Origin of the sequence: Kaistella sp. PBT33-4, assembly GCF_029194425.1 — a bacterium.
In the GTDB taxonomy this organism is placed as follows: Bacteria; Bacteroidota; Bacteroidia; order Flavobacteriales; family Weeksellaceae; genus Marnyiella.
On sequence record NZ_JARFYL010000006.1, the window covers coordinates 67,331 to 79,499 of the forward strand.

General features: G+C 45.8%; 11 protein-coding genes. 2 read left to right on the forward strand and 9 right to left on the reverse strand.

Features of this window, described 5'->3' with window-relative positions:
* Positions 1-52 precede the first annotated feature (52 nt).
* Positions 53-1,429 carry a hypothetical protein gene (locus P0M11_RS12400; protein ID WP_275625961.1) on the forward strand — a complete coding sequence of 459 codons (1,377 nt, stop codon included), beginning with the start codon at positions 53-55 and terminating at the stop codon, positions 1,427-1,429.
* 18 nt (positions 1,430-1,447) lie between these two features.
* Here P0M11_RS12400 and rluF read toward each other — a convergent pair whose 3' ends face one another.
* The 5 genes from rluF to P0M11_RS12425 all read right to left on the reverse strand — a co-directional run bounded on the left by rluF (position 1,448) and on the right by P0M11_RS12425 (position 5,338).
* Positions 1,448-2,170: a 23S rRNA pseudouridine(2604) synthase RluF gene (gene rluF, locus P0M11_RS12405; protein ID WP_275625962.1), complete on the reverse strand. Its 723-nt coding sequence runs from the start codon at positions 2,168-2,170 to the stop codon at positions 1,448-1,450.
* A gap of 21 nt (positions 2,171-2,191) precedes the next feature.
* Positions 2,192-2,899, reverse strand: coding sequence for a tRNA pseudouridine(55) synthase TruB (truB, locus tag P0M11_RS12410; RefSeq protein ID WP_275625963.1), 708 nt, complete (start codon positions 2,897-2,899; stop codon positions 2,192-2,194).
* Between the two features lie 397 nt (positions 2,900-3,296).
* A complete protein-coding gene (locus P0M11_RS12415) occupies positions 3,297-4,112 on the reverse strand; it encodes an undecaprenyl-diphosphate phosphatase (RefSeq protein WP_275625964.1) in 816 nt (271 codons plus the stop codon).
* Between the two features lie 31 nt (positions 4,113-4,143).
* Complete coding sequence (locus P0M11_RS12420) at positions 4,144-4,440, reverse strand: DUF3098 domain-containing protein (RefSeq protein WP_275625965.1); 297 nt, start codon at positions 4,438-4,440, stop codon at positions 4,144-4,146.
* Position 4,441: 1 nt separating this feature from the next.
* Positions 4,442-5,338: a permease-like cell division protein FtsX gene (locus P0M11_RS12425; RefSeq protein ID WP_275625966.1), complete on the reverse strand. Its 897-nt coding sequence runs from the start codon at positions 5,336-5,338 to the stop codon at positions 4,442-4,444.
* 159 nt (positions 5,339-5,497) lie between these two features.
* On the opposite strand from P0M11_RS12425, the gene rsmA reads away from it, so the two are divergent.
* Entirely contained in the window at positions 5,498-6,268 is a 771-nt protein-coding gene (gene rsmA, locus P0M11_RS12430) for a 16S rRNA (adenine(1518)-N(6)/adenine(1519)-N(6))-dimethyltransferase RsmA (RefSeq protein WP_275625967.1), read from the forward strand.
* A 101-nt stretch (positions 6,269-6,369) separates the two neighbouring features.
* On the opposite strand, the gene P0M11_RS12435 is transcribed toward rsmA, so the two are convergent.
* The 4 genes from P0M11_RS12435 to P0M11_RS12450 all read right to left on the reverse strand — a co-directional run bounded on the left by P0M11_RS12435 (position 6,370) and on the right by P0M11_RS12450 (position 12,088).
* The gene (locus tag P0M11_RS12435; RefSeq protein ID WP_275625968.1) at positions 6,370-9,000 is read right to left on the reverse strand and encodes a choice-of-anchor L domain-containing protein; all 2,631 of its coding nucleotides are present in this window, start codon (positions 8,998-9,000) and stop codon (positions 6,370-6,372) included.
* Between the two features lie 131 nt (positions 9,001-9,131).
* Positions 9,132-9,674: a DUF1003 domain-containing protein gene (locus P0M11_RS12440; protein ID WP_158064450.1), complete on the reverse strand. Its 543-nt coding sequence runs from the start codon at positions 9,672-9,674 to the stop codon at positions 9,132-9,134.
* A gap of 15 nt (positions 9,675-9,689) precedes the next feature.
* Positions 9,690-10,454 carry a TIGR02757 family protein gene (locus P0M11_RS12445; protein WP_275625969.1) on the reverse strand — a complete coding sequence of 255 codons (765 nt, stop codon included), beginning with the start codon at positions 10,452-10,454 and terminating at the stop codon, positions 9,690-9,692.
* Positions 10,455-10,519: 65 nt separating this feature from the next.
* Positions 10,520-12,088, reverse strand: coding sequence for a family 10 glycosylhydrolase (locus tag P0M11_RS12450; protein WP_275625970.1), 1,569 nt, complete (start codon positions 12,086-12,088; stop codon positions 10,520-10,522).
* Positions 12,089-12,169: the final 81 nt, after the last annotated feature.

Consider the following 12,169-nt stretch of genomic DNA (forward strand, 5'->3'; position numbering starts at 1 on the left):
TCCCCTTGAAATCCAATTTGATGCACTGCTAATTTTACACAAAATTAGACAGATGAACTCTACCCTACAATTTACAGTTTCCCGAAAGCATCTGATTCTTATTCTCCTGCTGATTCTGGCGGTAACGGTGGGCTTAACCGTTTACAGCGGTCGTGAACCGGCGGAATCCCGGGAGCCCGGGAACCTTACATTTACTGAAGTTGAAGCTGTCAAAAGCATCCCACTTTCCGAATTTGACCCTAACGAACTTGACGCTTCCCAATGGATGGCCCTGGGATTTTCGGACAAACAGACAGCCACCATCCTGAAGTATAAGCAGGTCGTGGGTGGTGCATTTACTTCCAAAGAACAGTTTAAAAAATGCTACGCTGTATCCGACAGCCGGTTTGAAGAACTGGAACCTTATCTTCTGCTACCCGAAAAGGAGAAATCAACCTACAGGACTTCAGCTTACTCTTACAGACATGTGTCAACCTTTTCACCTGCCAAAAAAACACTTTCAATTCCCGGGAAATTCAATCCCGATACCTACAGCCAGCGTGACTGGGAAAAACTGGGATTCAGCGAAAGGCAGGCCGCCGCCATCCTGAAATACCGTTCCTATCTGGGTGGCAGTTTCATCAGTAAGGAGAAGTTCAGGGATTGTTTTATCATAAGCGATGATAACTACAGAAAACTTGAACCCTACCTGATTCTGCCTTCCACCGCTGTGGCCGCACCGGTGGCAAACGAGTCCGGGAAAAGTTTCGCACGTTCAGATAACAAAGGATCTCAGGCAAAAATTTCTGTGTTTGATCCCAATCTTCTGGATGTGCAGGGCTGGATAGGTTTGGGATTTTCGGAGAAACAGGCCAATGTGATAATGAATTACCGTAACCGCATCCTGAAAGGAAGTTTCAGAAGCAAGGGTGACATCAAAAACTGTTTTGTTATATCGGAACAGAAATTTGCTGAACTGGAGCCGTTCATCAACCTGAACCCCGAAAATATAGGTAAACGGAATGGATCTGCAGGTAGTCCCAGTCAGATTTCAGGACCTGCCACAGATTTCAGCAAGGTGGATATCAATGAAATTACAGCTGAACAGCTTGTTGAATTTGGTTTTGATGAAAGGGTCGCTCGTAACTACGTGTCCTTCCGCAAAAAGCTGGGAGGATTTGCGGTAAAGAACCAGGTGTTCGAAAGTTATGACATCGACCGTGAACTTGCGCAAAAGCTGATTGATATCTCACCACTGAACCTGTCAAAAGTGGAGCGTTATACATTGATTGAAGCGCCTGAAAGCTGGCTGAAAACACATCCCTATTTCAGATATTCGGCAGATAAGATCATCTATTACCGGCTGAGCAACTCTGATGAAAAGAAAATCTGGAAACTGGTGAACGCGAAACCGGAATATCAGGCGAAAATGAAACTTTATCTGAAATAAGAAAAGCTGGCAGAGGTCTTAATCAATGGTTTTTGGAGAATCGGCCAGCAACGTATTCAGTTCGGAAAGTTCTTCGGCAGTCAGATCCCGCCATTGTCCTACAGGCAGGTCAAGTTTGATGTTCATGATGCGGATCCTTTTCAGTTTCTTCACTTCGTAACCAAGGTATTCGCACATACGCCGTATCTGCCTGTTTAAGCCCTGTGTGAGCACAATTCGGAAAGAGAGCGTATCAATCTGCTCCACTTCGCACTTGTTGGTTACCGTGCCCAGGATCGGAATCCCGTTACGCATTTTATGCAGGAATTGCGGCGTGATAGGCTTGTCAACCCTTACAATATATTCTTTACCATGGTTGTTACGCGCACGGAGGATCTTATTCACGATATCACCGTCTGAAGTCAGCAGGATAAGTCCTTCACTGGGTTTGTCCAGGCGGCCGATCGGGAATATCCTTTTGGGATGATTCAGGAAGTCGATGATATTGTCCTTCTCCCGCTTTGTATCTGTAGTACAAACGATGCCTACGGGCTTGTTAAGTGCGATATAGACATGTTCTTCCTCCGTCTTGCGGATGGAAATGCCGTCTACCATTATTTCATCTTCATCCGAAACTTTTGTGCCCATTTCCGGAACCACACCGTTTACGGTAATCCGGCCGTGCTCCAGCATCCGGTCGGCCTCACGGCGGGAGCAGAAACCAACTTCAGAAAGATATTTATTGATCCGGGTCTTTTCCATGTCTTGCGGTATGAGCGGTTATTAATGTTGCTGGTGGTCTGAAAAACGGAAATCATTTTCCAGCAGTTCAGCTGAAGCGTCGTTAACAGAATAGTCTCCGATTTTGGTACGCCGCAGATTCGTGAGATAGGCGCCAACTCCCAGCTCCTGACCAATGTCGTGCGCCAGACTTCTGATATAGGTGCCTTTTGAACAGCCTACTGCAAAGCGGACGAAGGGAAGGTCTATTTCAATTCCGTTCAGATAGTGAATCGTAGTTGGCCGCAGCTTCATCTCCACCTCCTGGCCTTTTCTGGCCATATCGTAGGCACGCTGTCCGTCAATCTTGATGGCAGAAAATACCGGCGGCTTCTGCTGAATCTCACCCACAAATTTAGCTAAAGTTTCATGTATGAAATCTATGGAAATATGGGAATAATCCTGCTGAAGGATTTCCGGCTTTTCGGTATCGTAAGATTCCGTCTGTACCCCGATCTTGATTTCGGTCAGGTATTCCTTAGGCGCATCCTGAATTTCCTGGATTTTTTTTGTGAATTTGCCGGTGCAAACGATCAGAAGACCTGTCGCGCGCGGATCCAACGTGCCGGCATGCCCGATCTTAAACTTCTTCGGCAGTTTAAATTCGTTCTTAAGTTTGTATTTAAGTTTGTTAACCGCCTGAAAACTTGTCCAGTCTAAGGGTTTGTCGAGTAAAATAACCTGGCCAGCAAGTAAGTCTTCTGTATTCATTTGTTTGATCCTATCTCATTAATTTCCTCCCTAATGCTATAATCATATTTTAATCTGTTTGCGAAAAAAAGGTAGACAATAACTCCCAATATGGTCCATAAAACTTCAGGCTCATAAATGTAATGAGTCTCGTAAATTGTTATACTGTCCCACAAAGAAAAAGGTATAAAAAGGCAAAAAAATATATTTATTAAAATAATCGATTTATTATGCTTTTCAAAAACCAGCACAGCAGTTACAATGGATAAAATAGCTAGGATTGCAAGAGGTATGAGGGAATAACTATCGCCAAATCCCAATTGAAATATAAATTTTACAATGGAAAAAAGGGCGTATACTGTAAAGAAAATTGCAGTAATCCAATAGACTAGCTTACTTTGGAAAAGTTTTTTATCGATCACTGAAACTGCGTAAAATAAATCAGAAGCACGATCCCTACTATAATCCGGTACCAACCCCATGGTTTGAAACCATATTTGGTGAGGACTCCGATAAAGAATTTGATTGCAATTACAGCCACAACGAATGCCACCAAATTTCCCACAAAGAAGCTCGTGGTATTCTCAGAATTCGCGAAGATCATTTCGTAACCCTTCTGCTCCACGCCGTGGTGGTTCCAGTTCTTCAGGAAAATAGAATAGGTAGTTACAGCAAGCATAGTGGGAACCGCCAGGAAGAATGAAAATTCAGCAGCGGCCACTCTGGTCAGTTTTTGCTGCATCCCCCCAATGATGGAGGCGGCACTGCGGCTCACGCCCGGCATCATAGCCAAACACTGCCAAAGTCCAATAGTGAAGGCCTTTTTGTAAGTAATTTCCTTCTCGTCGTGAACAGTATGCTGTGTGAAAAATCTGTCAATAAAGAGAAGGACAATCCCACCCAAGATCAGAACTACGGCAATAGGCACGGGATTTCCCAGAACGGATTCGATCATATCATCAAAAAGATAACCCAACACCAAAGCAGGAATTACAGCGACCGCAAGCTTGAGATAGAACTTGATATTTGAAAAATCAAGAAATTTTTTCCAGTAGAGGAATACAACCGCCAGGATGGCTCCAAACTGTATTGAAACCTGATACATCTTTACAAATTCATCCTCCTGAATGCCGAAGATTGAACTTGTAAAAATCATGTGAGCGGTGGATGAAACCGGCAGATACTCGGTAAGTCCTTCCACAACAGCAATAAAAATTGCTTTGATTAGATCCATATAAGGGTATTGATTTTAGTAAATTTCGGGGCTACCTGCTTCGCTTCAGGATCGCGTACACCTGAACGGCAAATCCCGCTACCACAAGAAATGGAGCTAGCCTAATCCTGCGAAAGGAGAAAATATCTTCGTTCCAGCTGTTGGGATCAAATTTTCCGTCCACCGTATTGGCATCGGCACCCATCATCAGCAGAAACCCAAGGATGGTAAGTCCCAAACCTATGAACATCCATCGGTAGTTTTCCTTACCAAAATAGAACGGAGCCTGTGTTCTGTTGTCCGCAGTCCCGAAAGAATCGGCAGAGAATTTTGCTGTTTTTTTAGCCATCTTAAGTGTAGTATAAATCGTCAATATTAGACCTCAGGAACCTCCACGTTGCAAATACAGTACTGATTACGGTGATGAAAATACCGATCAGTGCAATTAATCCCACAAGGAGGATAAACTGACTGGTGTCCTGAACAAATGGCGTCTGAATGGTTGATGTAAAATAGTACCACACCCCAAATAAAGCCAAAATACCCAGTACAGCGCCTAAAACTCCCAATATGATTGCCTCCTTTACAAACGGCATAAGGATAAACCTTCTTTTGGCTCCCACCAGCTGCATGGTCTTGATGATGAATCTCTTTGAAAATATCTTCAGTCTGATGGAATTATTAATCAGAACTATGGCAAGAATCAGAAAAAGTACGGAGAACGCCAGAATCCATTTCAGTATCTTATTCAGGTTTTCGTAAATCTGCTGCGACTCGGAGTTGTTCTTCACATCTACAATGCCCGGCACAGTCGAGATTTGTTTGATGGCATCGTTCACTTTTGCGGGATCCACATACTCCGGTTTCAGGGCAATCTCCACCGAGGAGGGGAAGATGTGCGCGTCAAACAGTTTTTCCGAATCAATACCAAGACTGACCCTCGCCTCTTTACTCGCCTGCTCGCGGCTGATGTAGGAGGCTTTTTTTACAGGAGCCAAAGACTTGATCTTTTCCACTGCATCCAGTTCCTGCTTAGCAAGTTTCAGGGAATCCTTGGCGTCGTAATCCTGATCAAAATAGGCGTTTACCACAAGTTGCTCCTTCAGGTAATCGGAGTATTTTTGGGCATTGATAAGAATGAGACCGGAAAGTCCGACCAGAAAAAGTACCAAAGCAATACTTACGACCACTGTGATGTTACTTGACCTGAGCCTTCTCCTGTTAAAATCCTCCACTGTTCTAGCCATTCACAAAAATTTTTGGCTAAAATAGAAAAAATCTTCCGAAATTTGCCCGGCGAAGGAGAAAAATGAGTGTTAAGAAAACACAAAATCAGATCAGTAAGACTTCCTGAGACACTGTAGCACAGCCGCAGCGCCGTGCATTTTCCACATAAATAAAACCACATGAGCGTAAGGGCGAAAAAACACCTCGGACAGCACTTCCTGACTGACGAAAACATAGCGAAAGATATTGTTGACGGGCTTACCCGCACCGGTTACAAAACCATAGTTGAAGTGGGTCCCGGTATGGGTGTCCTTACCAAATACCTGCTTCAGACAGACAGCAAACTTTTTCTGGCAGAGATTGACGAAGAATCCATAACTTACCTCAGGAAAAATTATTCCCAGCTGGGTGAGTCTTCCTTTATCGGCGACTTCCTCAAAACTGATTTTAGTTTTGCTGATGACAGCCAGACTGCCATCATTGGCAATTTCCCCTACAATATATCATCACAGATCTTATTCAAAATAATAGACCACCACAGGATTATTCCGGAAATGGTAGGGATGTTCCAGAAGGAGGTTGCAGAACGGACCGCCGCTGTGCCACGCACCAAAAGCTACGGAATCCTGTCCGTGCTTGTACAGGCGTATTATGATGTGGAATATCTGTTCACGGTTCATGAGAATGTCTTTAACCCGCCACCGAAGGTAAAATCGGGTGTTATCCGGCTCACCAGAAACCTTAAGGACGGCCTGGAGGGAAATGAGGAGATTTTTAAACAGATTGTGAAGGCTGGTTTCAACCAAAGACGGAAAAAACTTTCCAATGCCCTGAAAACACTTGATATTCCGGAAGCCCTGCAGGATCACGGGTTCATGGATCAACGTGCCGAAGAACTTTCGGTAGCCGATTTCATTGCTTTTGCCCAAATATGGAAAAGTCATAAATAAGAAGTGCCGGCTGTTCGTTCAGTTCTGAATTGATTCTTTACTCTTAATAAAAAAGGCTGTCTTACCAATGCAAGACAGCCTTCTTTATTAACTGATTTTTTCTATTCTCTGTTTTTCAACATGATCCAACCTGTTTTATTCACAGGGTTCTTGTTCGCAGGATCTTCATACTTCACCTGATACCAGTAGGTAGATGTCGGTAAGGTTTTGCTTTGGAAACGTCCTGTCCAGATGGCTGCATCTTTTGTAGCCCTCCAGATTTCTTTGCCGTAGCGGTCGAACACAGAAGCTCCAAAATCCTTGTAGCGACTTATTCCGCTCAGATCCAGCACATCATTTACACCGTCACCGTTTGGCGTGATTACATTCTGAATATGTAATGTGAAGAACGGCAGGGAGCCTACACAGCTGGTATACTTCACACGAACCTGCAGGTTAAGCGTTATGTTTGCAGCCACATTATTGAACACATTGGAATCCTGCCATGTAAATCCATTGTCTATGGAGTACTCTAACGGTCCGTTACTTGGATTGTTTGCCGTCAGGGTTAAAGTATTGGTCTGGAAATCGGCATTAATAATCTGCGGTATCTGTGCCTCAACCACCTGTGTGGTGAAAGTGGCTGTACATTCTCCGTTTCCGATGGTCACCGTATAAATACCTGTTTGGTCTACAGTTACTGTCTGCGAGTTTCCGATTACATTATCATCTACATCCTTCCACTGGTAAGTATACCCGGGTCCTGCACCGGCATCCAGCGTGATGCTGTCGCCCACACATATCTGTCCGGCAACAGGCTGCAGCGTTGTGGAAATCGCAGGGATCACCTCAATAGTGACGGTAGCGGGGTTGGTGGACTGACATCCGTTAGCTCCTACAGAATACACCGTATAGGTGGTAGTTTGCGTGGGAGCCACAGTGATTGTATTGAGAGGCGAGGCGTTGGTGTTCCAAACATAAGTGGCGCCCCCAGTGGCAGTCAGCACCACAGGATAGCCTGCACATACCTTCATATCGCTTGCGGATACGGTTACTGCAGGTGGCGTGAAATTTTCCTGAACGGTTACGGTTCCTGATGCAGAACAAACTATATCTCCGGGTTGGTAAGCCTTGGTGATGGTCAATGTGTAATTTCCACCGGCGGCCACCACAGGAGTAAGTGTATTGGCACCGGAGAAGATGTAACCGCCGTTTGTAGCTACCCAGCTGAATACGGAGCCTGCGGGATAGGTAGAGCCGCTCGCTATCAGGGTAACCTGCGGATTCGTACAGTTGATGGCCGGTGGCGGTGCAATATCCACGGTGATCTGTGGTGCTTTCACCAACTCTATTTCGGCTATCTTAGGACAGAAACCGGATTTCACCAAAGCATACACCGTTACGTTACCCGGACTTGAAAATGCCCCGGGATTGGCAATCACGTTCGCATTCTGAGCCTGGGCATCTGCCAGATTCTCATAGAAGGCATACGTAACGCCGGGCGTATTGCTTATGGCGGTCGTTGTAAGATTCAGGTTAAAATTAACGTTGCCGGGTCCATAACACTGTGTAAAAGTAATGTCATTAACCACCGGAGAAGTGCCGCCGAGGATGGTTACGGAAGCTTCGCCCGGACACTGGTTGCCAGGCACAAAAACCTCAACGGAATACACTCCCGGCGCAGTAGCTACATAGGTAGGGTTGGTAGCGCCTGAGATAGGATTGCCGTTCAGAGACCATTGGTAAGTTGAACCTGCTACCTGCACAGAAGCTGTTAATGACTGTGGTGTATTGTCACACATTTCCACTTCTGCCGGCAGGGCAACGCCATTTGGGTTAAGAATCTGAACACCGATATCGAATGAGCCGGCCTCCAGGAATACAGCGGAATCATAACCGGAATCCCTGGCATCAGCAATTACCATCTTGATATGGTAGGACTGTCCCGGAATAACGGTTGCCGTGGCTTCCAGTGGAATGGTACGGCCGTAATAGTTGGTCTGGTTTGGCGGCACAGAGCCGAAATACTGCGCATTAATCGGTCCGCAACTGAAACTTGCAGGAACGATATTGGTAGCTGTTACAGGGCCCGCTCCTCCCGGAAGTACTGCAATATTAGTATAAGTTGCCCCTGGTGTATTTGGTTTCAGCAATAAGGCAAACGCATCATCATAACCCAGACATGGGAACCCGCCATCATATTCTTCCGATGCAAAAATGTAGTTAAATTTCATTTGTGTGCTGGCCGGCACAAAATCAAATTCCAGAACTACGGCATTGTGTAAAGCCGCGGACGGGTTTGTTGCCGCTACCAGGTCCGGATCACTGTTTGTTCCTGTAACGTCGCCAAGTGTGAAATTTTCGGCAAGATTACCGGCTTTACGAGCATATCCTGTAGTCAGTACTATACCTTCATCAAAGGGAAACTGTGAAGTCCCCTTGTTAAAATACCCCCAGAACCGGTTGTTATCCGTTACCGGTTGGTTAGGCGAAATGGTTACGTTCGAGATATTCGGGGTACCGCAGGTGGGAGATGCGCCCACCAAAACATCGGTGACGAGTTGTGCAGGAGTAAAGTTCGACTCCGGATATGGGGCCACGTTCACATCAATGTAATCCCCTGCTTTGGCTAAGGTATTTATTTCTTTCATGGCCGGCGGCCGGGTTTTCTGACCAAACACTGAGGTAGTGGACAGGAGGCTTAGCGCAATGAAGGAAATACTAAAGTAGTTTTTTAATCGATAATTTAGCATTTTGACAAGTTTTAAACAAATATAACATATATTTTGATTTTCACCTGCCCTAAGTTATAAATTTTCCCAAATAAACATGTATTTAATCCTTATTATAGGAAACACAAATATATTATGCACTAAATAAGGCTCTATGGCTCGTTCTTTAAGCTTTCAATCTGCTCTTCCAACTCCCTGATCTTATCGCGCAGCGTTTTTATAGCCGTCTTGTTGGTGGTAACATGGCTTTTCAGCATTACATTTTTTGCACGTTCCAGTGGGTCCTCCTCATCTTCATCCTCGGCTATATCTTCAATGTCCTCCTGAATGTCCTCAATATCGTCGCTTATCTCCTCAATATCTTCCGAAATTTCTTCAATATCTTCCTGGATATCCTCAATATCCTCCTGGATTTCCATTACGTCGTCACGGAGCACCTCAATATGTTCTGAACTCTTATTTACAGACATCTGGATAAAGATAGCCAGATAGATGGCCTCCAGTGAAAGTACAGTGGTGAGAACAAGCAGCATTTTGTCAAACTCCACCACTCCAAAGATTGGCAAAAGGAAGGCCGTGATAAAAAGTAAAGTATGAACAATGAGCGAGGGTATGGACCCGATCCACCACATCACTCCGTTTGCAATACCTTCCAATACCGTGATTTTCTCAGCAGCTCTTTCCTTAACTTTCATTTGTAATTCCTTTAATTAAAATTCACCGTTTACGCCCATGCCGAAAAGGGCGAAATCATAACGCGCCGGATCTTCACTGTCCAGCTTTCGCAGCGTGATATCCATTTCTGCCACCGCTTTCCAGTCATTCTGCTTCCGCGAAATCAGTTGAAGCTGCCTGCCTGTATTCCCGGTATGCACATCCAGGGGAACAGACAGATGCGCGGGATTAAGGCGCGTCCACAGACCAAAATCCACCTTCCGGTTATCCTGCCTTACCATCCAGCGAAGGTACATCATAAGGCGCTTTGCTGACGAATTTTTATAGGTGGAACTTACGTGCTTGGAAGCACGGTGCACCCCGTTTCCCAGGAATTCATTACGAAAGCGTTCCAGACTGTGATAAAAGTCGGATTCGCCGGTGTGCAGCAGAAAATGATTTTCCAGAGTGTCCGATTTGCGGTAAAGCCGCGCAAGGTTGCGGATAAACTGCGCAAGATCATCGCCGTTGAAAGTACGGTGAACACTTTTTGACATAAAATGCCGAAGGTCTTCCTCGGTATGATTGATCACAAAATCATAGGGAGAACCATCCATGTAGGATAGGATTTTTTCAGCAGAATTAAGAATGGATTTACGGTTGCCCCATGAAATGGTGGCCGTCAGAAATCCCGCAATTTCAATATCCTGTTTCAGCGAAAACCGGTGAGGAATCTGTATGGGATCATTCTCTATAAAGTCCGGATGGTTATACCGGTCGGCTTTCCGGTCCAGAAAATCCTTAAGTTCACTTAATTTCATACTGAGTTTGTAAAAGGCAGTTGGGTACTGCCCTTTCGCCTGCGCAATTTCACAGCAGCTGCTTATTAATTTACTGTTTTTATTTCGTAAGCACTTTCATTACCCAGGCGGTCTACAGCCCGGACAGTGACCGCCCGCAGCTTCTTTCCGGACTTGCTTACTGCCAAAGTTTTTGAACGGTCTGCGACATCCAGGATCTCTGTCTCCCACTGATCACCGTACCGTGCATACAGTACCCAACGTTTAACTTTTTGCAGGTCACTGGCAGACCACTCCACCCTGGCGGTATTACCTCCGTTTGAGTAGGTAAGCCTGGGCTTCTCCAGGAGGTTTGTTTTCAGCCACGGCGTGCGCGGAACCAGCGCTTTGTCACGGTAAGGACCGTTTTTCAGCGCACTGACCATCTGCGGATTCTGCAGCAAACCGGCTACACTGTAATGTATCTCTCCGTCGCTTTCCTTCAGGATGGTCCGCGAGGTTTTTATCTGGCTCACAATTTCAGCCGACTTATCGGTTACACCCTTAATTCCGACCGTATTAAGGCCCGGCCAAAGATGGCGCTTCCGTAAGTTTTCGGAATCCCACCATTTCAACAGTGAACTGAAACGCTGTGGCCCCTCTTCTTTCCAGTACAGCTGCGGCGAAAAATAGTCTATCCAACCCTCGTTAAGCCACAGTTTTGCATCAGCATAAAGCTCATCATACTGTGAGGAGCCTGTGATACCTGCCGGGTAACCAGGTTTCCAGATGCCGAAGGGCGAAATCCCGAATTTCACATGGTTTTTTTCGGCCTTAATCTCATCATAGATCCGCTTGATAAACTTATTGACATTTCCGCGCCGCCAGTCGGCACGTGAAAGTGTACCGCCTGAAGCAAGATAACCATTCCAGGACTTGTCATCGGGAAAATCTTTGCCACCGTTATACTCGCGGTAAGGATAAAAATAATCGTCGAAATGCAGTCCGTCTATATCGTATCTCCTTACAATGTCTTTTACCACATTGGAAACATGGTCCTGCGTTTTCGGGTTGGAAGGATCAAACCAGTAGGTTCCGTTTCTGAGTTTTACAATCTCGGACGGCATTTTCTTCACCATCGACTCGGAGGTCACGGCACCGCCCGTAGTGTGGAAGGCCCGGTAGGGATTCAGCCAGACATGCAGTTCCATACCTCTTTTATGCGATTCGGAGATCCAGAATTCCAGGGGATCATAGCCGGGAGCTTTTCCGGTTTGCCCGGTAAGGAAGTAGGACCACGGTTCATAAGAACTTTTGTACAGCGCATCTGCCGAAGGCCTCGCCTGAAAGATAACCGCGTTGAAGTTCAGGTCGTGCAGCAAATCAAGCAGGCGGATGGCTTCCGCTTTCTGCTGTTCGTCACTCAGGTTGTTCCGTGTGGGCCAGTTGATGTTGGCCACCGTGGCAATCCAGGCACCGCGGAACTCGCGTTTGACTTCCGGCAGAACTACGGGCGCCGGAGCTGTCTGAGGTACCGTCCTCACCGGAATATTTCTCACAGTTCCCGTGGTGGCAGCTGCAGGTGAATGTGCACTTATTTCAGTTTGCTGCGTTGCACACGAAGATACCGCGGCGAAAGCGCAGATAAGAGAAAGTTTAATATGTCGGATGTTCATCTTACAAAAGTAATAGTATTAAAAGAAAAGATTCCCGCGCTAAAACCCGCGCGTAATCTGATTTACAGCGTATAAATCGTA